At 62.0% G+C, this 21,456-nt stretch carries 20 protein-coding genes; 11 read left to right on the forward strand and 9 right to left on the reverse strand.

The features are described 5' to 3' along the window. A partial coding sequence (locus B2G71_RS24270) for a hypothetical protein (RefSeq protein WP_206049498.1) occupies positions 1–951 on the forward strand: 951 nt, incomplete at its 5' end. Between the two features lie 41 nt (positions 952–992). Here B2G71_RS24270 and B2G71_RS23005 read toward each other — a convergent pair. The 6 genes from B2G71_RS23005 to B2G71_RS23030 form a co-directional block, all read right to left on the reverse strand. Next, complete coding sequence (locus tag B2G71_RS23005; RefSeq protein ID WP_168176470.1) at positions 993–1,697, reverse strand: hypothetical protein; 705 nt, start codon at positions 1,695–1,697, stop codon at positions 993–995. Beyond that, positions 1,654–3,672 (reverse strand): hypothetical protein, encoded by a 2,019-nt coding sequence (locus B2G71_RS23010; protein WP_098108996.1) that lies wholly within the window; start codon positions 3,670–3,672, stop codon positions 1,654–1,656. Before B2G71_RS23010 ends, B2G71_RS23005 begins: the two co-directional genes overlap by 44 nt. Further along, complete coding sequence (locus B2G71_RS23015) at positions 3,639–4,622, reverse strand: hypothetical protein (RefSeq protein WP_141521685.1); 984 nt, start codon at positions 4,620–4,622, stop codon at positions 3,639–3,641. Before B2G71_RS23015 ends, B2G71_RS23010 begins: the two co-directional genes overlap by 34 nt. Positions 4,623–4,823: 201 nt before the next feature. Continuing rightward, positions 4,824–7,964 carry an NACHT domain-containing protein gene (locus tag B2G71_RS23020; protein ID WP_098108998.1) on the reverse strand — a complete coding sequence of 1,047 codons (3,141 nt, stop codon included), beginning with the start codon at positions 7,962–7,964 and terminating at the stop codon, positions 4,824–4,826. 617 nt (positions 7,965–8,581) lie between these two features. Next, positions 8,582–9,061, reverse strand: coding sequence for a carboxymuconolactone decarboxylase family protein (locus B2G71_RS23025; RefSeq protein WP_098108999.1), 480 nt, complete (start codon positions 9,059–9,061; stop codon positions 8,582–8,584). 30 nt (positions 9,062–9,091) lie between these two features. Next, positions 9,092–9,547 (reverse strand): carboxymuconolactone decarboxylase family protein, encoded by a 456-nt coding sequence (locus B2G71_RS23030; protein ID WP_206049499.1) that lies wholly within the window; start codon positions 9,545–9,547, stop codon positions 9,092–9,094. A 162-nt stretch (positions 9,548–9,709) separates the two neighbouring features. Here B2G71_RS23030 and B2G71_RS23035 point away from each other — a divergent pair, with 162 nt between their 5' ends. After that, a complete protein-coding gene (locus B2G71_RS23035) occupies positions 9,710–10,633 on the forward strand; it encodes a sigma-70 family RNA polymerase sigma factor (protein WP_098109000.1) in 924 nt (307 codons plus the stop codon). A 38-nt stretch (positions 10,634–10,671) separates the two neighbouring features. On the opposite strand, the gene B2G71_RS23040 is transcribed toward B2G71_RS23035, so the two are convergent. The 3 genes from B2G71_RS23040 to B2G71_RS23050 all read right to left on the reverse strand — a co-directional run bounded on the left by B2G71_RS23040 (position 10,672) and on the right by B2G71_RS23050 (position 13,295). Then, positions 10,672–11,901 (reverse strand): integrase arm-type DNA-binding domain-containing protein, encoded by a 1,230-nt coding sequence (locus tag B2G71_RS23040; RefSeq protein ID WP_098109001.1) that lies wholly within the window; start codon positions 11,899–11,901, stop codon positions 10,672–10,674. 390 nt (positions 11,902–12,291) lie between these two features. Continuing rightward, the gene (locus tag B2G71_RS23045; protein WP_098109002.1) at positions 12,292–12,630 is read right to left on the reverse strand and encodes a metalloregulator ArsR/SmtB family transcription factor; all 339 of its coding nucleotides are present in this window, start codon (positions 12,628–12,630) and stop codon (positions 12,292–12,294) included. Beyond that, complete coding sequence (locus B2G71_RS23050) at positions 12,627–13,295, reverse strand: peroxiredoxin (RefSeq protein WP_240530322.1); 669 nt, start codon at positions 13,293–13,295, stop codon at positions 12,627–12,629. The genes B2G71_RS23045 and B2G71_RS23050 overlap by 4 nt, the downstream gene beginning before the upstream one ends. 74 nt (positions 13,296–13,369) lie before the next feature. Between B2G71_RS23050 and B2G71_RS23055 the strand changes: the two genes are divergently transcribed. From B2G71_RS23055 to B2G71_RS23095, 9 genes are all read left to right on the forward strand, one after another. Beyond that, entirely contained in the window at positions 13,370–14,299 is a 930-nt protein-coding gene (locus B2G71_RS23055; RefSeq protein WP_098109003.1) for an MBL fold metallo-hydrolase, read from the forward strand. After that, a complete protein-coding gene (locus B2G71_RS23060) occupies positions 14,296–14,742 on the forward strand; it encodes a YeeE/YedE thiosulfate transporter family protein (protein ID WP_098109004.1) in 447 nt (148 codons plus the stop codon). Before B2G71_RS23055 ends, B2G71_RS23060 begins: the two co-directional genes overlap by 4 nt. Continuing rightward, complete coding sequence (locus B2G71_RS23065) at positions 14,742–15,161, forward strand: DUF6691 family protein (RefSeq protein ID WP_098109005.1); 420 nt, start codon at positions 14,742–14,744, stop codon at positions 15,159–15,161. Before B2G71_RS23060 ends, B2G71_RS23065 begins: the two co-directional genes overlap by 1 nt. Next, positions 15,158–15,571: a TIGR01244 family sulfur transferase gene (locus tag B2G71_RS23070; RefSeq protein WP_098109006.1), complete on the forward strand. Its 414-nt coding sequence runs from the start codon at positions 15,158–15,160 to the stop codon at positions 15,569–15,571. The genes B2G71_RS23065 and B2G71_RS23070 overlap by 4 nt, the downstream gene beginning before the upstream one ends. 24 nt (positions 15,572–15,595) lie before the next feature. Further along, entirely contained in the window at positions 15,596–16,828 is a 1,233-nt protein-coding gene (locus B2G71_RS23075) for an FAD/NAD(P)-binding oxidoreductase (RefSeq protein ID WP_098109007.1), read from the forward strand. Further along, the gene (gene sulP / locus B2G71_RS23080) at positions 16,792–18,651 is read left to right on the forward strand and encodes a sulfate permease (protein WP_240530323.1); all 1,860 of its coding nucleotides are present in this window, start codon (positions 16,792–16,794) and stop codon (positions 18,649–18,651) included. Before B2G71_RS23075 ends, sulP begins: the two co-directional genes overlap by 37 nt. 159 nt (positions 18,652–18,810) lie before the next feature. Then, positions 18,811–20,265 (forward strand): cytochrome ubiquinol oxidase subunit I, encoded by a 1,455-nt coding sequence (locus B2G71_RS23085; RefSeq protein WP_098109008.1) that lies wholly within the window; start codon positions 18,811–18,813, stop codon positions 20,263–20,265. After that, complete coding sequence (gene cydB, locus B2G71_RS23090; protein WP_098109009.1) at positions 20,255–21,262, forward strand: cytochrome d ubiquinol oxidase subunit II; 1,008 nt, start codon at positions 20,255–20,257, stop codon at positions 21,260–21,262. The genes B2G71_RS23085 and cydB overlap by 11 nt, the downstream gene beginning before the upstream one ends. After that, complete coding sequence (locus tag B2G71_RS23095) at positions 21,262–21,384, forward strand: DUF2474 domain-containing protein (RefSeq protein ID WP_098109010.1); 123 nt, start codon at positions 21,262–21,264, stop codon at positions 21,382–21,384. Before cydB ends, B2G71_RS23095 begins: the two co-directional genes overlap by 1 nt. Positions 21,385–21,456: the final 72 nt, after the last annotated feature.

Genomic DNA, 21,456 nt, shown 5'->3' on the forward strand with positions numbered 1-21,456 from the left:
AACCTTGTGATTTCGATTACTTGGACTTCGATAAAACCCACGCTTTCCTGCGGGCTTCAGCGTTCTTCACCGGCGACCAGCCTTGGCGAGCGAGCCGTGGCCAGCGGAAATGGCAAGGTGACTGTCCGGCGCTCCGAACTCAAATCGGATCTTGTAGCTCTGGACGGCGTCGATGCGTTAGCAGCAGAGGCTTTGCTTGATGCTTGGTGCCTTGTGCCCCGAACTAGATGGGATGATCCCAAGCCTGATGGAGCCAGTGCTAAGGATTGGTTTCCTTGGCGCTTCGCGCGCCGTCTCAGCCTACTTTCCCGACCAATAGTTCAGCTGACGACCGAGGATGATCCTCTATGCATGGTATCCCCTATAATCGCTCAGCATGGAGTGGATTATGCGCTCAGAGCCTACAATGCTCGGCTCCCTAATTCATATTTCCGGTCGAAGGAGATGCGCTCATGGGTAGGCGGTGCAATCGACCGTCTTGGGCATGCCTTCAATCACAAGGTTGCTGACCGACTGAAGGAACTCGGCCTCCAGGCTGAAGCAGAGTTTCTCATGACGCGCCTTGGTGGCGTGGCGAAGGACGGCGATGTTGATACGTTGGCTTGGAGTTCAACGACTGGGGATGTGTTTATTATCGAATGTAAGCGGCTTCTTGCGGACAAGACGGTCGGTGAGATTGCGGAGCGCCTAGTGGAATTTGGTCCCGATCACATCGAACGGAATGGGAAGCGTGGGCCGACGCGCCGGCATTTGGATCGCGTCGAGATCTTGCGCGGCAAGCTGCCACAATTGGCGATCGCTACCGGCATTTCGCAAGGGGCGATTAAACTGAGATCGTGCCTGGTGACTTCGGCACTAGTGCCCATGCAGTTTCAGCGCGAAGCTGCGGTATATTTCGATATCGTGTCCGACTTCGACGCCCTCCAAGACAACTTTGTTTGCGTGAGCTAACTCTAAAGGGTGTACGCCAACGCTGGCCAGTGTGGACTCAATCATAATGTCGATGCCGGAGAACTGATCTCGGCCTCCGCGCGAGCCAACCGATCAGCCAAGTCGGCACGAATCTCCCTGGCACAGTCAAGAAACTGATCCAGCTCATCAAGACGAGACCGTAGCGGCCGCGTTACAAGGTCGGAGGCGTTCTGGCACTTCGGGTCAATCCTCTCCCTCGCACGCACCAACCGGACTATCAGTGCCACGTCCGGTGCGTCGAGCTTCGCTTCCGTGGCGAGCCGCACCCATTCCTGAGCCTTGTCGGGTGCGGCGTCAACGGCGAGCGCGATCAGGTGACCGATGACTGCGCGCGCGGTTGTATCGAAGCGACGCGCCTTCTCAAGATAGTCCGGCTTTCGCGCCGCAAGGACGCCCGGCACGTCGAAGTCGTCGAAATCCTCGAATTGCAGGATGGCGCGATGGTAGAATGGTCGCTCCACGTCTGGATCCAATGCCGCGAGCGTGTCGATGACACCTTCGAAGGGTTCAAAGGGTCGACGTCCCTCGGGCAGGCAATTGCGATGCCTCCAAACATCAAGGACGGCCGCGCGGCAGCGTTCCTCGCATTCGACCTTCCGCTCCGCCGGTGCTTTGCGCGCCGCCGTAATCAGGCTGGCCAGGTGATGCGCCATCCAGCGCCCCAGGATGTCGTTTGATTGCTCAAGATCGAGCTCTCGAACGAGCGCCTCGCCGAGTTCGAGCACCGACTGGTGGGAACTCAGGCTGGCGTCCCGGGCGGAGGACGACATATCTCGTGGCGTTGATGGCATCCATCTTCTCCTTCTCCGAGTATCGACTATGCCGGGTCTCGACCCGGTCCATGCGGAGCCTGATCTCCAGCAACAGGTGCATGCCGGTAACCTTCATCAGCCGGTCCAGCGCACCTTTGGTGGCCAGAAGCCGCTGACCTCGGTCGTGGACGAGGTCGCGATCGCCTTCCTCGCCGTCGCTCCAGACCTCCGCGCGCAGCTTCATCGAACCACGGGAATCGTGCCAGAAGCGATCCATGGGATCACCGGTCGCGCCGATAGCGGTTAGCACCGACGAGCCCGGTACGGGTATCCTCGCCCTAAGCCCCGCAGCCCAGGGATCGTAGCGATCGAGGTGCCTTTCACTCTCATCGTCCCGCATCACGCCGCGCAGCGTCCAGTCGTCGCGATTGATCTCGCCCTCGTCGCCCTCCGAGGTCGGCAGCCTGTAGTCGTCATGATTCTTAGCGCTCTGGAGCGCCCGGGCAAGATCTCCGGAACGATCCGCCGACACCAGGACACTGATGACATCGACGCGTTGCTGGATAAATCCCCGGTGGGTCTCCCAGTCGGCGGAGGCGACGATCCTGCCCCCTGGCGGCATGATGAGGCGCTCCAGATCGGCAGCGCCGAGCCGGTCCGAAGGCCCTTGCATTGGCAGCTCCAGCCAGAGACCCGCCGGCTTGTCGTCCCGCCGGTCCGAAAGCCATCGGTCGCCGCGCAGGCTCAGGCGATGCCGGTTGAGCCATTCGTCGAACCGGTCGGATACTCTCTCCCGCATCTCTAGCGGTTGAACGTCGAGGAGCTGCCCTGCGACGATCAGCAGTGCGTGCGCGGACTGGTAGAATTTGAGGTCGTCGACTTTCGGCCAGTAGCTGGAGAGACGGAGGTAGTGGTCGTTATCGAACTGCCGCCGCATCATCCGGACGTCCCGCTCGTGATGTCCTGTCTCCTCCGGTCCGAACAGCTGGCCGATGACCCCGGCCACAGCCTTCTCGACGACGTCATTGGAAAGGCCGAAGACATCCGCGAGCGACGCGGCCCAATATTGGTCGAAGTCGTGGGCGAGGCGGAAACCCTGGTTATCTGCGCTGGAGCGTATCCGGGCTCTCGACCGGCCCACCACGCGCTCGATCCCAGGTAGCTTCGACTGATTGATGGTGGTGAGCTCATCCTGCCGGACGGCGTCGAGATCCGCGAGGCCTCGCGCGTGCAGTGACAGGAGCGTCCGTGCCGCGAACTCGCGGATGAGGACATGTGATTCGGAGCGTCGACCTGCCACCTCTAGAAGTGGAAGGAACCGCGCCACCGATCCCGCCTGGTCGTGTGCCGCACGTGAGAGGGCTATCACGAGCCACAGTCGGGCATTCAGCGTATAGAAGTGTAGCTGCGGAGCTGCGAAGGCTCCGCCGCCTCCTGCGTCCGCAAGATCGGCCAACGCATCGAGCACGGCCCCACGACCGAGAGCGCAAAGTGCCCGAACCGCGTGGGCGGCCTCCCACCTGCGCTCGGCCCACGGCGATGCGAGCGCCGCCCAGACCAAGCCCGCGATCGCCTCGGGGACGGTCGGCGGAGGCTTGAGCTCTGCCCTCCATGGTCCGTCGTCGCCATCGAGCAGCAACGGCTCGAGCAGTCCGAGGCCGTAGCCAAGAGCCTCGGCGGCCTCAGCGGGGGTGATCATCGTCGATAGCAGCCCTGCGAGATCGAACAGATCCTCGTGCCGAACGGGAAGCGCCGTGTCTCCCATCGCGGTGACCGCCGTCTTGACCACCTCTTCCCGGGAAAGGTCGAACTTGCCGATCAGGTCGAATGGAAACGGCTGGTAGCTCCGGCTCGTGGTGATCCTCGTGCATTCGCGACGAGCCAGGTTTAGCAGCAGGTTCCTCGTGGCGCGCTTCACGGCCAGACTGCCGAGCCAGTCGTCGGGCATGCTCTTGAGGAGATACTCGCCATCAAGGATTCCGAGTGTGTCGGTGCGTCGATGGCCTTGAGGAAGTCGGCCTCCTGTCCGATCTGAACTCTCGAAATGGCCTCGGCGTAGAACTCGTCATGGGCCCATGGCGGCTCACTAGAGCGGTATCGCGCCAGCGCGTCCGCAACGCCGCCGGGGACATTCAAATGAACGTCGCGGAAGATCGCGTCCCAGTCCGCTCTCTGCCTTTTCAGCTTCCAGTCGCGTTTCCGACGCGACGGTCGCCTGCTCGTCTGCTCACGCGCAACGCGAGCGACGCACCTAGCGAGCTCTGCGGCGTCGCTGGAATCCACGCCGAACTGATCGAGGAGCCGACCCACCCGCAGCCAGTCCTTGGCTTCGTGGTGGCGGTGACGTGCGTATCGGATGAAGTGCGTGGCGATGGCGTCGCGCTCGCCAGCATCCGAGGACGCCTCGAGCGCACGCTTTAGCATGACGATGCCAGTCCAACGCCCCTCAAAGGGCAGCAACGCGATAGCGTCGCGCGGGTCGATCGCCTTCCTGGCGACTAATGCGGCGGCCAGCCAACCGAGCGTCTCCTCCCGGTCGGCGAACTTGCGGTCGATCCAGCGACTTGCGATCGTCGGAGCCGAAGAGGGCGACAACGCCGCCATGCTCTCGAGCGCATAGTCCCACGAGAAACTCGTGTTGTAGGCGACGACGAGTTCCGCCACCCGCGAGAAGCGGTAGGCGAGCTCGGGCCGGTCGACCGTGTCGGCACCCGTCGCCTCTGCCAGATTGGCGAGCGCCTGCCAGCGCGAGAGGTTTTCCTCTCCGATCTTGCCGGAGACCTCGATCGCCTGCTCGAAGAATTCGGCAGCCTCCGTCGGGCTAACGAGGAGGACGACCCGGCACGCATCCACGTAGACGTCGGCTATGCCGCTCGCGTCCTCGCGCTCTGCCGCCATGATGGCGTAGGCTGCCCTGGCGAGATCGAGACAGGTCTTGGCGCAGTCTGCGGTGCGCCCGGCCCGACGCGCGATGGCGATGAGCGTCGGTATGAACAGCGGCTTCGTGAGACCTTGCCGCCATTCCTCGAACCGCTCCAATTGCGGTCTCGGGTCCGGGGCGCCGAGGGCCACCCCGGACCAGAGCATCGCGATCTCGTCCTAGATCGGGCGATCCTCGTTGTAGGTCCTCGGGCCGACGGTCGTGGACGCAGCCTTCGCCGCTTCGATCCGGGCGTCGATGTCACGGGGCGCGACCCCGCCCAACCGCGCCTCCGCCGCGAGCTGGTGCCACGGAAGCAGGCCGCCGACCTGCTCGGTGAACTCCGCCGTCTCGCCGGAATGCGTGTAACGGGAGCGTCGCCGCCGAGCGGAGTTGCCTAGCTTCTCCTGCACCGGTTTCGGCTCGCGGGGTCTGAGCCGATCCAACGTCATCGTCTCGTTGCGCAGCGCGGCCCGGATGCACTGCGCCGCCATGTAGATGCCGCGCCGATTCTGATACGATGCTGATCGTCCTCCGAGCATGGAGGTCCTCATCGCCGGGATGTAGCGTTTGAGGGTGCGCGCAAGCAGACGCTTCGGCGCCACCCGCATCCGGGCGGCGGCGACCACGACGTCGGTCACCGCGGCGAGCACGACCATCTCGCCATCGATGCCCGACGGCTCCCTGATCAGCACGTGGCGGCTGGTCACGAGACGCGTCATCCGCTCGACCGCGGGCTTCGGCGGAAGGCGTCCGACCGATGCGAGCTTCGACGTGATGGCAAGCAGCAGGCCGAGATCGTTGCCGGCTGCGATCGCGAGGCCGCCGATCAGGTCGAAGTCCCCGGAATCTATAAGCCGGGCCACGAGGATGCTTCCCGCTTCGTAGGACCGCTCACGCCTCTTCCAGCGCCTCAGATACTTCGCGCAGCTCTCAGCGCCGTCGAGCCGGATGACGGCCAACGCCATTTCCGCAGCATCGGCCTTGGTGACATTGCCGCGTTTCGAACCAGCGGTGGGCGGGCGCGTAGCCCAGTGCATCAACCACTCGTCAGCAACGCGCAGCCTGCTGCGCGCCTCACCGGCGAGATCGGGGGAACCAGAAAGGAAAGCGGCCTCGTATGCGTGCTCGGATCCGACCCAATCGCCTCCTGTGATTAGCCGGCGCGAGACCTGCTCGATCATCTGATCCGGCTCAAGGAAGCGCGCGCCGAGATCGGTGTTCGCCGAGATCAGCTTCTGCTGCCGGACGTCGGCGGCGGTCTCACCGCCAGCCTTAAGCGCGAGCATGGTCGCCTCGAGATAACGCTTGTCCCTGATCGCCGCCTTGAGCGCGAACTGTAGGCGCTGAAGGGCAACGTCCCTTCGCGCCATGGCCGGTTCCAGCGGCAACGCATCGTCCGAGAGCGCCAGCTTCACCAGCTCCTCGAAGCGGCCAGCCTCAAGGAGCAATTGCGGTATCCCGGCTGCGACATAAGCGCTCTCGCCTGCCAGAGGCATGAGGCGCTCGATGAACACATTCAACTCCGCGCCGGTTGGCTTGAAGACATCGCGGAACCAGGTCTCGGTCGGCTCGTCCCGGAACTGTATCGCGTCCTCGCGCACGATGAGGGGACGTTGGAGATCGTGGGCGAGGCTGCGCACCAACTCGATCGGCACCGCCGCCACGTTCGCCACAACCCTCAGCGGCACGAAGGGTCTGAGGGTCGCCAATGCGGAGCAGACGGCTCTCACCTGATCATGGTCGGCTGTCGGCGTGTCGGCGAGCACCCGATCGATCGCGGATTGCAGCAGGTCGCCGATCAAGGTTTCCACAGTGCGCGGCTCACCTGCGAGGCTAAGGAGCACGTCGTGAAGCGAGCCTCCTTGTGCCAGGGCGGTGGCCTGGACGCGGGGGTTCCTGGACGTCTGGCGATGGAACTCTATCGCGTCCTGATCCGTAGCGTCCGAAAAGAAGCCGCGCAGGTGCTTTGCTGATTCCGCCTCGTTGAATGGTTCGAGCGGCATGGGCTCGATCGATCTGGGCGGGTCGAGCTTGGAAACCCGGTGCGGTCTTGCGGTTAGGACCACCCGGACATTGGACGGCCAGTTCGTCTCGCGCAGCAGCAATCGAGGGAAGCTCGGCGGATCGTGTATCTCCCTGGCCGCCATCTCTGCGTTGTCGGCGGCATCGATTACCAGGCACAGCACCGCGTCCGGGGCGCTCTGGCGGAGCGTTGCCGCGGCCGACTCCACCCTCGCCATGAATGCCCGCACATATGCGGGCGGATCGGCCTTACTGGTCGGGATCAGCGGATTGCAGAGGGAGAGCCCCGCCAGTTCGTTGGCGAGCTGGACAAGGCCGTCACGGCAGCGGTGGCGGTATTCGCTCGCACCGCGGTAGGAGCCGTTCCCGAAGCAGTCGTAGACCAAAGTCTGGCTACCCTCAGGAAGCAGATCACCGAGCTGGGTCGCCAGCACCGTCTTTCCGACGCCGGCATCCGCGCTAACTATGCTTACACATCCCCCGGTGACGATGCGGGCGGCGAGATCTTCCAGCTGCCGTCGCAGGACGATGCGGTCCGGCGCCTCGATGCGCGGTGGTGCCGGGTAGAGATCCCGCATGTCGACGCCGAGAGACTTTAGGACGTCGAGGCGCGTGATCTCGGGACGATGCTCGAACTTCGTTGTCGCTCGCTGCGCCACGAGGTCCTTCATTTGGAGCGGAGCGTCGCGATCTGCCTCCGGGAGATAGCCCGACACGTCGTCGTGAAGCAGACTTTCTTGCGCCGCCAGATGCTCCACCCGGCCCGTAAGGGTCAGCAGCCTAGCGAATGTGGGCGCGACTTCCTCCGGCAGGCGCGTCGCGTGCGCAGCCGCCCGCGCCAGAGGCGTGGCCTCACCCGACCGAAGCTGTTCGAGCCCCGAGACAAGCGAATCGGCGAAGGGCCTGTTCGTGACGAACTCAAAGGCGAACCGCGCGGCGACGTCTTCCGCTCCATACCTCCCGACAAGCTGCAAGTATCGCCTGCCGAAGTTTTGCAGCGTGTCGGTCAAGTCGCTGGCGACCCACTCCATCTCCATGCGGAGTGTCGAATGCTTGAGCTGAATGTATCGGACCTCGGTCGCCTTCGACGGATCAACGTCGCCGCGATACTCGGCAACGTCGATCGAGGCGATGCCCTCCTCGAACTGATCGCCATCCTGAACGGCCGGGCCTTCGATCGATATAGCAACGAGTTGAGCGTCAGGCGCAAGGAGACCGAGACACCGCCGTGCTGCCCAATAGTAGTGAAACTGATCGCCGTCGCGGCTTGCCCTGACCGGGTTTACTGTCGCCATCAGTAAGGTCTAGCCGACCATGGTCGAATTGCGCCACCACATATGGTGAGGTTGACCTATCCCTTGTGAAAGCCGACAACTATCGGGGTGGAACTTCAAGCGCTTCATCCAAGGTTGGGAGCAGAAACTAGCTTGCCCGCCACCAGGAGCTTGAGGATCCTGTAAGAGTCTGAAGGAGCGCACAAAAGCCCACAAGATTTGGAGCAGATTTGTGGGTGTGTTCAGTTATTGAAAGGTGACGACAAGTTTCACTAGAACAGTCATCCATGGCCCCTCTGCCTTATGGTGTGAGTTGTGGAGCTAAAGTTGTGGACGATCTGCACTTGGTCAGTGAATGTTAGCTGCTGAGACTCAGACAAGAGTAGGTGCCAGAGCCGACGCCGGCACACGCGAATGCCTGCTATCTTGTTTTGTAGCCGTGAAGCGGACTAACCGGATTGTACGGCCCTGCTGCCTCTCCAGCTGCGTGGAGCTACATCCGCTTCCGCACTGGTCAGACCGCTCTGAATTGGCTGAGATGCAGGCGCTCGGGTGTCACAGGGACGTCGTTATGCGAGCGGACGCCTGCTGTGATAGAAGCGCCCGCTCGCGGCACCCGCGGGAAGCAATGCATTCGGTCAAGACAGCCCCACCCTATCCAGTCCGAACGCCTTGTCTTGCGAGCCAGGCACCGACTGGAACGCGATCGAGGCGCGATTCCAGGCGTTGATTACCATCACCAAGTAGGTGAGATAGACTATCTCATCGTCCGAAAATTGTGCTCGCGCCTTAGCATAGATCTCGTCTGGTACGCCGTGTGGCAGCAACCGCGAGAGCGCTTCAGTCCATTCCAGCGCAGCGCGCTCGCGATCGCTGAACAGGAGCGATTCACGCCAGATAGCGACATGGTGAAGTCGAAGCTCGCGCTCACCATGAAGCCTAGCCTGCTTGATATGCATGTCGAGGCAGAAGGCGCAGCCGTTCAGCTGCGACGCGCGTATCTCGACCAGACTCAAGATGCCCTGCTCGACGGGGCCCTTCTTGAGTGCCAATGTGAGCTCTGTCAGTTTCTGCGTCAGCGCCGGCACCTGGCGCATGTGATCGATGCGGTCGGACATGTCGTATAACTCCAATGTATTGAGAATGACTCAGGCCTTGGCCTTCACGGGCAGCCGGAACGGCGCGCCGAGCCGATTGAAGGCATTCATTGCCGCGATCGCGATCGTCAGATCGACCAGGTCGCGCGGCTCGAAGGCCGCCGCTGCCGCGGCATAGGCCTCGTCCGAAGCATGGGTCTCGCTGACCCGCGTCACCTCTTCTGCCCAGGCGAGAGCCGCGCGATACTGCGGGTCGAACAGATGTGGCACCTCGGCCCAGACCGGCAGCAGCACGACCTTGTCGAGCGCCATCGTCTTGAGCAGGTCACGTGTGTGCAGATCGATGCAGTGCGCACAGCCGTTGATCTGCGACACCCGCAGAAACACCAGATGGATCATCTCCTCCGGCAGATTGGTGCCCGTCGTGACGTAATGATGCACGCCGAACAGCGCCTGCGCGCCCTTGGGCGCCACTTCATGCCAAACCAGGCGCGTAATCTCGCTCATGCCTTCATCCTTTTTGCAGCAGCGTCCAATCGACGCCCGCTGCACTGACGAGACAGGTCGTGGGCGTGTGACATGGCGAAGAAATTTTAAATCTCCCCGCGAGCGTGTCACACTGCGGCGGGCTGGCTCGTCAGATCGAAAAGCCAAAGGAGGCGGCGCAAGATGACGGGTGAAGAAAGTGGAGAAGATTCAGGTCTGGCGGTCGGGCAAACTGCGCGCCTCGACGATTTTCAGCGCGAGCGTAAGCGGCTCATGCGCCTGGCCTATCGGATGCTCGGTTCGTTCAGCGAGGCTGAAGATGTGGTGCAGGATGCCTGGTTCAGATGGGAAAAGCTCGATGGCGGGATCGATGCGCCGGCCGCCTATCTGACGCGCATCGTCACGCGCCTGTGCCTCGACCGGCTCAAATCCGCACGCGCGCGCCGCGAAACCTATATCGGCCCATGGCTGCCAGACCCGCTGATGGGGTCCAGCGATCCGGACGAGACGATCGCCGACGACATCACCGTCACGCTGATGCTCGCGATGGAGCGTCTGTCGCCACTGGAACGCGCAGCCTTCCTGCTTCACGACGTGTTCGACATCGCGTTGAGCGACGTCGCCGTGACTCTGGGCCGCGAGCCAGCGGCTGTGCGCCAACTGGCCTCGCGCGCGCGCAAGCATGTCCAGGTCGCCCGGCCGCGCTTCAGCGTCGAGGCAGCCGAGGCGAGCCGGATAACGCAGGCCTTCTTCGTCGCCGCGCGCGATGGCGATACCGCGGCGCTCGCCTCGCTGCTCGCGCAGGAGGTCGAAATCCATTCGGACGGCGGTGGCAAGGTGCTGGCCTTCCGCAACGTCATTCGCGGTCTCGACCGCGCGCTCCGTCTGTTCGCCGGACTGCGCCGCAAGAACGCGCCGACCGCACAACTTGTGCGCACCGCCGAAATTGACGGTCTGCCCGGCTATGTCAGCCTTGATCGCGGCGTCTTGCAGACCACCGCGCTCGACATTCGCGACGGCAAGATCGCGGCGGTCTATATCGTTCGAAATCCCGACAAGTTGCGGCACCTGACGACGGCCCTCGCGGCGCAAGCTCATCCGCGGTGAGCGCCGATGACCCGGCCACCGGCGCTACCCGAGGTCCCCTAGGTTGCTTTCCGCAAAACCTGGAAATCAGCCCGGATTACCTTTCCGCCGTCACGTAGTTCGTCAAGGTAATCCGACCAGCGCTGCATCATCCTCACACGCTCGTCCCAATATTCGCCGCGGGCATAGGCGCGTCGGACCTGGTTGGTGTCGACATGAGCCAGTTGCCGTTCGATCGCATCGGGATGCCACTCTCCCATCTCGTTCAAAAGCGTAGCCGCCATCGCCCGGAAACCCTGGGCGGTCATCTGGTCGCTGGTATAGCCGAGCCGGCGCAATCCCGCATTGACCGTATTCTCGGACATTCGCCTGCGCGGATGCCCCAAGCACGGAAACAGGTACTTCCACCAATGGGTGTGCTCACGGAGTTCCTTCAGCATGGCGAGGACTTGCCGCGACAGCGGCACCCGGTGGGGCCGCCGCATCTTCATCCGCTCAGCCGGGATGAACCAGATGGCTTCCTCCCAGTCGATGTCGGTCCATTCGGCCGCCCGCAGCTCGCCAGGCCGAAGCAAGACATGCGGAGACAGTCGCATCGCCATTCGCGTCACCGGATAACCCTTGTAGTCCTCTAGCGCTCTCATCAGCGCTCCCACCTCCGAGGGCCTCGTGATCGCAGCGAAGTGCCTGGGCTTCGGCGTGGCGATTGCGCCGCGCAGGTCCGCGGCCACATCCTTGTCGCAACGGACCGTGGCAACACCGTAGCGGAAGACCCGGCTGAGCACGCTGCGCATGCGCCGGGCGCTCTCATAGGCGCCCGTTGCTTCGATCTTGCGCAGGACTGCCAGCGCCTCATGAGGCGTGATCTGCGCGATCGGCAGGTCGCCGATGACCGGATAGGCCTTCTCGAGCAGCCACCGGATCTTGTCGATGGTGACTGGCGCCAACCCATCGCGTTCGCACTTCACCAGCCATTCCTTCGCCACCAGCTCGAACGTGGTCGCTGCCGCATGCCTGGCCGCGATCCGCGCGCGCTTCTTCTCGATGGCAGGATCCATTCCGGTGGCAATCTGCTCGCGGGCCTCGTCCCGCTTCGCACGGGCGGCGGCTAGACCGACGGCAGGCCATTTCCCCAGGTGAAGCGTCTTCTGCTTGCCCAGGAAACGGTAGTTCATGCGCCAGAGCTTGGAGCCGTTGGGCTTGACCGCGAGATATAGGCCGAGGGTATCGTGAAGCTTGTAGAGCTTTTCTGAGGGCTTCGCGGTCGTGATCTTGATGTGAGTCAGCATTGGATTCATCCCAGCAAGCCGGGTCGGTCCGGGGCCATCAAAGGCACCCCAATCATGGGGGTGCTGTTGGTGGTCCTAGCCGGACGTCACCGGAAATTTAGCCGGCGATCATCGGTCGATTTATGCTGTGAAACCAGACGCTTGCTGGACGTTGCTGGACGCACTTAGCGCCAGAAAGTGGTGCAAAAGAGGCATCACATTCAGCCTCTTTTTTCACCTGTTTTCAGATAGTTAGTAAATTCGGTTTATGTAAAGAGCCCGCAAAAGGCCCGCAAAAACCGGCTAATGCATTGGTTCGATGCCTTTTTCGGGACTCAATTTTCAAATTTCTCATCCCTCGGTTCAAGCTCACTGGCCCTCACGAAACTCAAAATTTCGGGTCCACCATTCTCAACCCAGTCTAGCAAAATTCGCCACTCCGGGAGCTGGCTGGCGCGAATGACGCGTGCGTGGGGCGGACAATCCGCCAAGTTCGCCTGCCGCTTCTACAACTCTCGCAAGCCGGGCATCATCGATCCGGTAATAGACGAGCTTGGCGTCCTTGCGGGTTTTCACCAAGCCGGCGTTGCGAAGGACCGCTAATTGCTGTGATAGCGTCGGCTGGCCGATCTCCGCTGCGTCGTCGATCTCACCGACATTGCGCTCCGTGCCCGTTAGGGCTTGCATGATGCGTAGACGCACGGGATGCGCGAGGGCCTTTAAGGCATCGACCAGCTCTTCATCGGTCATTTGCGAGATCCTCGCTTGGTTTCTTTCATGAACCAGTCGGTCTGACCCTTGGCGGAGAAAACCGTATCCAGCGATGCGTCGGGCTGGGCCAGCAGCGCTTCTCCAGGTGCCCAGTTCGCAGGGGCGAGCACCGGTCCATCGTCGACTGCCTGAAGAGCATCGAGGGTCCGAAGCATTTCGGGCGTCGAACGGCCTACGTTTGCGGGATAGCAGGTCATCGCCCGGATAACGCCGGTTGCATCGATGAAGAATGTCGTCCGGACTGTCGCGCTGTCGCTGTCGTTCGGCGCCACCATGCCGTAGGCGCGCCCAATCACGAGTGTCGGATCCTCAACGATCGGGAAGCGCACCTCGATGTCGTAGCGATCGCGGATCAGCCGCAGCCAGGCGAAATGCGAGAACAGGCTATCGACTGAGAGCGCCATCAGCGCACAGTCGCGCTGTTCGAACTCGCTGGCCGATTGGGCCAGTGCGACAAACTCGGTCGTGCACACAGGCGTGAAATCCGCAGGGTGCGAGAACAGGATCAGCCACCGCCCCCGGTAATCCGAAAGGCGCACATCTCCCGTCGTGCTGCGTGCGGAAAAGTCCGGTGCGACGTCGCCGATACGCAGTCCGGCGCATGGCGCCTGTCGTTCGGCCTCGGCTTTGATCATCTCGGTCATCGGGCCTTCATAACACTTGACAGCCGAATAGCAACACATATAAACGGTTTATGTAAATGTATGGAGATCAAGCTATGGCTGACGACCAAAACCTCGACAGCGCCGCCGCCCAGGTCGAGCGCGCCCAGGCCGATGAGTGCCTCCGCCCCTCTATTGCGGGATTTTTCGACGAGGCAACGAACACGGTCTCGTATGTTGTGCACGATCCCAAGACGGATGAAGCGGCGATTATCGACTCGGTCCTGGACTTCGAAGCAGCGTCCGGGCGGACCTCGAACGGTTCGGCCGACCGCATTATTGAGTATGTCACTTCTAATAATCTGAAAGTGACGTGGTTGATAGAGACGCACGCCCATGCGGATCACATCTCAGCAGCGCCCTATCTGCAGGAGCGGCTCGGCGGTAAGCTGGCTATCGGACGCGACATCATCCGCGTGCAGGAGGTATTCGGCAAGCTCTTCAACGCGGGCACCGATTTCGAACGTGACGGATCGCAGTTCGACAAGCTGTTCGAGGATGGCGAAACCTTCAAGGTCGGCGAGTTGGAAGGCATCGCCCTCCACGTTCCCGGTCACACGCCTGCCGATATGGCCTTCATAATCGGCGATGCCGCATTCGTTGGCGACACGATTTTCATGCCCGATTTCGGGACCGCCCGGGCTGACTTCCCTGGCGGAGACGCGCACCAACTCTATCGGTCCATTCGCCGACTGCTCTCGCTTCCGGACGAAACCCGCCTGTTCCTGTGCCACGACTACAAGGCGCCGGGCCGCGACGAATACGCCTGGGAAACCACCGTCAAGCAACAGCGCCAAGAGAACGTGCATGTGAAGGACGGGGTAAGCGAGGAAGACTTCGTCGAGATGCGGACCACCCGCGACAAGACGCTCGCCATGCCGAACCTGATCATGCCCTCGGTGCAGGTGAATATCCGCGGCGGTCGTTTGCCCGACCCCGAAGACAACGGCGTCAGTTACATCAAGATTCCTGTGAACGCCGTATGACGCTCCACGGTTTCCCTGAAGCTGCGCCGCTCGCCGGCCTAGCAGGCGGCGTTCTGATCGGCCTCGCAGCGGCAGTCATGCTGCTGGGTCTTGGCCGGATCGCCGGGGTTTCCGGCCTTGCCGCAAAGGCCGTCGGACTAGGCGGCAGCGGTATTGCCAGAAGCGGTGCTTGGATGTTCGTGATCGGGCTGCCGCTCGGCGCACTCATCGTTATGCTGGCGTCGGGCGGGCTCGAAGCAAGCTTCGCCAGTCCCCTCACGCTGGCGATAGCTGGACTGGTTGTCGGCATCGGAACGCGCCTCGGCAGTGGGTGCACCAGTGGGCACGGGGTTTGTGGAGTTAGCCGTCTATCGGGCCGCTCGATCGTCGCCACGCTGACATTCATGGCCATCGGAATTGCGACAGTCGCGATAATGAACGCGCTCGGGCTGGAGGTGTTGTAATGCGGACCGCTCTTGCCTCGATCGTATCCGGCACCCTGTTCGGCGCTGGACTTGCTCTTGGCGGCATGACTGACCCGGCCCGCGTGCGCGGCTTTCTCGACATTTTCGGTGACTGGGACCCCACGCTCGCCTTCGTGATGGGCGGAGCCGTCATCGTCATGGCCATCGCGTGGCGGATCGTGCCGCGCATAGCCCAACCGATCTTCGCGGGCGAGTTTCATCTGCCGACCAAATCCGATCTCACCCCTCGCCTTATCGGCGGAGCTGCCTTGTTCGGGATCGGCTGGGGAATTGCTGGGCTGTGTCCGGGACCCGGAATCGCTGCTCTCGTGATCGAACCTGCAGCGGCCGCGATATTCGTCGTTGCCATGCTCGCCGGCATGGCTGTCGTCCGGCTTTTCGAAGGGGCATCATCATGAAGCTTGTCAGTGTAAGCGATACCTTCGCCGTCTCCCCTCAGCTTGAGCCGAGCGACATGCGCGGGCTTACCGACGCAGGATTTAACACGGTAATCTGCAACAGGCCGGATGGCGAAGAGCCCAGCCAGCCAACCGTAGCATCGATGCGAGAAGCAGCGGAAGCGGCCGGGTTGGCCTTCCATCATATTCCGGTTTCTGGAGGCGAGTTTCCGCCGGTCGCGATCAAGGCCTTCGCCAAGGTCCGCCAAGAAGCGGACGGCAAGGTGCTCGCCTTTTGCCGGACCGGGACGCGCTCGATCACGCTCGACGCACTCGCCAACGTCGAGGACGAATCCGCCGCCGAGCGCATCAATCGCGCCAAGCAAGCGGGCTACGATCTGTCGGGCTTGCGCGACCAGCTTGGCGAATAACGAGAAAACATTGGAGAGTTTGTCATGGCCCGATGCCTAAATCATGAAGTTGTCATCATCGGCGGAGGCTCGGCAGGAATTGCGACCGCTTCTTCCATGCTGAAGCGGCGCCCATCGCTCGATATCGCAATCGTCGAGCCGAGCGAAGATCACTACTATCAGCCCGGGTGGACGATGGTCGGCGGCGGTGTCTTCGAGGCGTCAGCGACCAAGCGCACCACGGCGAGCGTAATGCCGAAACAGGCGAACTGGTTGAAAACGGCCGCCGCGTCTTTCCAGCCCGAAAACAATCAGGTCACGCTCAGCGAAGGGACGACGATCAGCTACCGTGTTCTGATTGTCGCTCCGGGCATCCGGCTCGCCTGGGAGAAGATCGACGGGCTGGAAGAGACGCTCGGCAAAAATGGCGTCACCTCCAATTATCGCTACGATCTGGCACCCTACACCTGGGAGCTCGTGCGCAACCTGAAATCGGGCCGCGCGATTTTCAGCCAGCCGCCTATGCCCATCAAGTGTGCAGGCGCGCCGCAGAAGGCGATGTATCTGTCATGCGATGCCTGGATGGAGCGCAGCGTTCTCGACAACATCGACGTTGAATTCCGTAATGCCGGCGGCGTCCTGTTCGGGGTGAAGGAATACGTCCCGGCGCTTATGGAATATGTCGAGAAATACGGGATCGATTTGAAGCTCAACCAGAAGCTCGTCGCGGTCGATGGCCCCGGCAAGAAGGCTGTCTTCAACACCGAAGCCGGTGAAGAAACAGTCGAGTTCGACATGCTCCATGCGGTCCCACCGCAAGTTGCCCCGCAGTTCATTGCCGACAGCCCTCTCGCAAATGCCGAAAGCGGCTTTGTCGATGTCGACAAGTTTACGCTCCAGCACGTCCGCTATCCTAACGTCTTCGGTCTCGGCGATGCGGGATCAACTCCCAACGCCAAGACGATGGCGGCTGCGCGCAAGCAAGCCCCCATCGTCGCGGTCAATGCGCTCGCCCAGCTCGATGCGAAGCAGCCTGTGGCCGATTACGATGGCTACGGCTCCTGCCCGCTGACCGTGGAACGCGGCAAGATCGTGCTCGCCGAATTCGGATATGACGGGAAGCTCCTGCCAAGTTTTCCGAAATGGGTGATCGAAGGCACAAAGCCGCGCAAGCTCAGCTGGCTGCTCAAGTCGGAGGCGCTGCCGTGGATTTACTGGAACGGCATGCTGAAGGGCCATGAGTGGCTCGCCAAACCGCATCCGAAGAAGGCTGCCTGATCGTGGGCGACAGCAATCCAAGGCCGGCTGGCGGGCCGTCCGGCTTGCCCCGCCGACACAAGCCGGGACTGCTGGCGCAATACTTCCCGATCCTCGACTGGAGCCGGACCTACAATGGATCGGTGCTTACGAACGATCTCGTCGCGGCGATCATTGTCACGATCATGCTGATTCCGCAGAGCCTCGCTTACGCCCTGCTTGCGGGACTGCCGCCTGTCGTGGGTCTTTACGCCTCGATCCTCCCGCTGGTTGCCTACGCGATCTTCGGAACAAGCCGCACGCTCGCGGTAGGGCCTGTTGCGGTCGTATCGCTGATGACGGCAAGTGCTGCCGGAGCGGTCGCGGCGCAGGGCACCGAACTTTATCTCGATGCGGCAATTACCCTCGCTGCCTTGTCCGGCGTCATGCTGGCCGTGCTCGGGTTCCTGCGAATGGGGTTCCTCGCCAACCTCCTCTCGCACCCCGTCATCAGTGGCTTCATCACCGCCAGCGGCATACTGATTGCAACGAGTCAGCTGAAGCATATTCTTGGCGTGTCGGCAGGCGGCGATAACTGGCCCGAAATGCTTGGCGGGCTCGCCGCCGCAATCGGCACGATCAACCCGTGGACACTCGCCATTGGCATTCCGGCCACGTTGTTCCTTTTCTGGGTTCGCAAGGGCCTGAAACCATCACTGGTGAAGCTGGGCCTTGCTCCGCGCGCCGCCGACATCGCGGCCAAGGCGGGTCCGGTGATCGCGGTGGTCGCAACGATCCTCGCCGCCATCGGCCTCAATCTCGAGGATCGCGGTGTGAACCTCGTCGGTGCAATTCCGCAGGGCCTTCCGCCTTTCGCCCTGCCGTCGACCGATCCGGGTCTGATCGGGCAGCTGTGGGTCCCCGCGCTGCTCATTTCGATCATCGGCTTCGTCGAGAGCGTATCGGTTGCGCAGACGCTTGCTGCGAAGCGCCGTCAACGGATTGCACCGAACCAGGAATTGATCGGCCTAGGCGCATCGAACATCGCCAGCGCCTTCTCTGGGGGCTACCCTGTCACCGGGGGATTTGCCCGCTCAGTCGTCAACTTCGATGCCGGGGCGGAAACGCCCGCAGCCGGAGCTTACACCGCTGTCGGCATTGCGCTGGCGGGACTGTTCCTGACCCCGCTGCTCTACAGCCTGCCGATCGCCACACTGGCCGCGACAATCATCGTCGCGGTTCTCAGCCTAGTCGATCTCAAAACGCCGGGCCAGCTGTGGAACTACTCCAAGGCTGACTTCGCCGCGCACATGGCTACGATCGCCATCACGCTCCTTGCGGGTGTTGAACTGGGTGTGATTGCGGGCGTTGGCGTAGGCCTGTTGCTCTATTTATGGCGCGCTAGTCGCCCGCACGCTGCCATTGTCGGCCGTGTCCCCGAGACCGAGCACTTTCGCAATGTCGACCGGCATCAGGTTTTCACAGTCCCGCACATTCTCTCGATCCGGATCGACGAAAGCCTGACCTATCTCAATGCGCGGTGGCTCGAGGAATATGTGCTGGAGCAGATCGCGGACCGGCCCGAGGTGCGCCACGTCATCCTGATGTGCAGCGCGGTCAACGAAATCGACGCTTCCGGCCTCGAAAGCCTCGAAGCGATCAATCACCGCATGATCGACGCCGGAATCGGGCTGCATCTTTCCGAAGTGAAGGGCCCGGTGATGGACCGGCTAAAGCGGACGCATTTCGTGGACGAACTGAACGGGCAGGTCTTCCTGTCGCAAAATCGCGCGTTCCGGGAATTGGCGACAAACGGCGGACCACCAATTGAACCAATCCCCGATGCCGCGAGGGGCATGATCTGATGCCTGCCATTCCCGACAAGGACACCCGCTGCCGCAAGATCGAAGCTCTGATCGCATCCGGGAATGGCGTTTGCGAGAGCTGCCGCGAAATCGAGATCTCCGAAAAGACCTTCTATCGCTGGCGCAAGGCACGCGCCGAAAAGCAAAACGGATAAAGACATGTTCGAACAGCTAGATGCCCTGCTGCTGGCCCGTATCCAGTTCGCCTTCACGGTGAGCTTTCACTTCATCTTCCCGGCCTTTTCCATCGGTCTCGCAAGTTATCTTGCAATGCTCGAAGGTCTCTGGCTGAAGACCGGCAAACCCATTTATCTCGACCTTTTCAAATACTGGCTGAAAATCTTCGCCATCGCCTTCGCGATGGGCGTCGTTTCGGGCATCGTGATGTCCTACCAGTTCGGCACGAATTGGTCGGTCTTTTCCGACATTGCGGGGCCGGTGATCGGACCGCTGATGGCCTATGAGGTGCTGACCGCATTCTTCCTCGAGGCAGGCTTCCTTGGGGTCATGCTGTTTGGGATGAACAAGGTCGGCAAGAAGCTGCACTTCGCGGCCACGCTCATGGTCGCGGTTGGCACCTTCATCAGCGCCTTCTGGATTCTTTCGGTCAACAGCTGGATGCAAACACCCGTAGGGTATGAAATCGGGGCGAGCGGACAATACCTGCCAGGCGAAAGCTGGTGGGACATCGTCTTCAATCCGAGCTTCCCCTATCGCCTGGTCCATACGGTCATCGCCGCTTACCTCACGACCGCCTTCGTGGTCGGCGGGGTCGGAGCCTGGCACCTGCTGAAGGACCGGACAAACCTTCACGCACGCAAGATGTTCTCGATGGCGATGTGGATGGCGGCCATCGTTGCGCCGATCCAGATCTTCGCGGGCGACATGCACGGGCTCAACACCCTCGAACACCAGCCGCAGAAGGTCATGGCAATGGAAGGTCACTTCGAGAGCCATCCGGATGGTGCGCCACTGATCCTGTTCGGCATTCCGAACAGCGAGGAGAAGCGTGTCGACTACGCGATCGAAATTCCCAAGGCATCGTCGCTGATCCTGAAGCATGATCTGAATGCGCCACTTGCCGGTCTGGACACAATACCGGACGACGAGGAACCGCCGGTCGGCATCGTCTTCTGGTCATTCCGGATCATGGTCGGGATCGGCTTTGCCATGCTTGCTATCGGAGCGTGGAGCCTGTTCGCTCGCTTCCGCAAGAAGCTCTACGAATGGCCCATGCTCCATCGCGCAGCCTTGGTCATGGCTCCCAGCGGTTTCGTTGCGGTCATCGCTGGTTGGATCACGACGGAGGTCGGTCGGCAACCGTATGTGATCTACAACCTGTTGCGCACGGCAGATGCTGCGAGCCCGCTGGATGCCCCCGCGGTCGCCGCGTCATTGCTCGCTTTCGTGGTAGTCTACTTCGCGGTCTTCGGCGCGGGCGTCTGGTATATCCTGCACCTGATGCACAAGCCACCGCACGCGGGCGAATATGGCGTCAAGCGCGGGGACACCGGGCCGATCCGGACCGCCGGCATTACGCCTGGCCCGTCACAGAACCCGGGCGATCCCGATACACTCCCGCGCGATCACGAGGAGGCGACCGATGGACGTTAACGTGGACCTGACGACAATCTGGGCGTTCATCATCGCCTTCGCAGTCTTCGCTTACGTCGTGATGGACGGGTTCGACCTCGGCATCGGAATCCTCTTTCCAACGTTCGTTGTCGGCCCGGAGCGCGACCGGGCAATGAACTCGATCGCGCCCGTCTGGGACGGAAACGAGACGTGGCTGGTTCTGGGCGGCGGTGGATTGTTCGCAGCTTTCCCGCTGGCCTATGCGGTTATCCTGCCCGCGACCTACCCGCTCATCATCGCAATGCTCCTGGGGCTGGTGTTTCGAGGCGTCGCGTTCGAATACCGCTGGCGTGATCCGGGGCACCGCCGATACTGGGACGCGGCTTTCACCGGCGGCTCGCTGGTCGCGGCGATGGCGCAGGGTATGACGCTGGGTGCGCTTCTTCAAGGCATCGAAGTCGTGGACCGATCCTATGCAGGCAGCTGGTTCGACTGGCTCACGCCCTACACGCTACTGACCGGCCTGGGCACGGTTGCCGGCTACGCTCTGCTTGGCGCGACCTGGCTGGTGTGGAAGCTTGACGGGGAGAGTCAGCATCATGCCCGAAAGCTAGCCAAGCGGGCGGCATGGGCAACGCTGGTGCTGATGGGAGGCGTCAGCCTCTACAATGTGTTCCTGAACGCCGAATATGCCGAACGCTGGCTGACGGCGCCGGAGATCTACTTCGCCGCACCGGTTCCGATCCTCACGGCGGTGATTGCCGTCATGTTGCTGCGAGCTCTTTCGGTCGACCGGCACAGCAAGCCGTTCTGGCTGAGCCTTGCGTTGTTCTTCTTTGGGATGGCCGGCCTCGGCGTCACCATGTGGCCCTATGTCGTTCCGCCGGGCCTCACGATCTGGGACGCCGCTGCGCCGGAGCGCAGCCAGATCTTCATGCTAGTGGGTGTCGCAATCACCATGCCGCTCATCATCGCCTACACCGCCTGGGCCTACTGGGTGTTCCGCGGCAAGGTGGCGGACGAGGGATATCACTGATGGACGAGCCACAGGATCGCCCGCTCTGGCAGCGGCTCGGTTGGATGTTCGTGATCTGGCTTGCGAGCATAACCGTGCTGGGTCTCGTAGCCTCGATCATCAGGTTCTGGCTGAAAGCGTAACTGACGTCATCGGCGCTCTAGAAGGTTATATGAGATAGTTAAGTGATGGAGGCACCATCAAACGGAAATAGT

The sequence above is a fragment of the Novosphingobium sp. PC22D genome (assembly GCF_002556635.1).
Lineage (GTDB): Bacteria > Pseudomonadota > Alphaproteobacteria > Sphingomonadales > Sphingomonadaceae > Novosphingobium.

Coding starts and splice junctions, on each gene's coding strand:
- B2G71_RS23040 (WP_098109001.1), bottom strand. CDS start 11,901: ATGCTGACTCACATCAAGATCACGACCGCGAAGCCCTCAGAAAAGCTC.
- B2G71_RS23085 (WP_098109008.1), top strand. CDS start 18,811: ATGTTCGAACAGCTAGATGCCCTGCTGCTGGCCCGTATCCAGTTCGCC.
- B2G71_RS23025 (WP_098108999.1), bottom strand. CDS start 9,061: ATGTCCGACCGCATCGATCACATGCGCCAGGTGCCGGCGCTGACGCAG.
- B2G71_RS23065 (WP_098109005.1), top strand. CDS start 14,742: ATGCGGACCGCTCTTGCCTCGATCGTATCCGGCACCCTGTTCGGCGCT.
- B2G71_RS23070 (WP_098109006.1), top strand. CDS start 15,158: ATGAAGCTTGTCAGTGTAAGCGATACCTTCGCCGTCTCCCCTCAGCTT.
- B2G71_RS23055 (WP_098109003.1), top strand. CDS start 13,370: ATGGCTGACGACCAAAACCTCGACAGCGCCGCCGCCCAGGTCGAGCGC.
- B2G71_RS23030 (WP_206049499.1), bottom strand. CDS start 9,547: ATGAGCGAGATTACGCGCCTGGTTTGGCATGAAGTGGCGCCCAAGGGC.
- B2G71_RS23060 (WP_098109004.1), top strand. CDS start 14,296: ATGACGCTCCACGGTTTCCCTGAAGCTGCGCCGCTCGCCGGCCTAGCA.
- B2G71_RS23050 (WP_240530322.1), bottom strand. CDS start 13,295: ATGACCGAGATGATCAAAGCCGAGGCCGAACGACAGGCGCCATGCGCC.
- cydB (WP_098109009.1), top strand. CDS start 20,255: ATGGACGTTAACGTGGACCTGACGACAATCTGGGCGTTCATCATCGCC.
- B2G71_RS23015 (WP_141521685.1), bottom strand. CDS start 4,622: ATGGCGGCAGAGCGCGAGGACGCGAGCGGCATAGCCGACGTCTACGTG.
- B2G71_RS23020 (WP_098108998.1), bottom strand. CDS start 7,964: ATGGCGACAGTAAACCCGGTCAGGGCAAGCCGCGACGGCGATCAGTTT.
- B2G71_RS23075 (WP_098109007.1), top strand. CDS start 15,596: ATGGCCCGATGCCTAAATCATGAAGTTGTCATCATCGGCGGAGGCTCG.
- B2G71_RS23010 (WP_098108996.1), bottom strand. CDS start 3,672: ATGCCCGACGACTGGCTCGGCAGTCTGGCCGTGAAGCGCGCCACGAGG.
- B2G71_RS23045 (WP_098109002.1), bottom strand. CDS start 12,630: ATGACCGATGAAGAGCTGGTCGATGCCTTAAAGGCCCTCGCGCATCCC.
- B2G71_RS23035 (WP_098109000.1), top strand. CDS start 9,710: ATGACGGGTGAAGAAAGTGGAGAAGATTCAGGTCTGGCGGTCGGGCAA.
- B2G71_RS23095 (WP_098109010.1), top strand. CDS start 21,262: ATGGACGAGCCACAGGATCGCCCGCTCTGGCAGCGGCTCGGTTGGATG.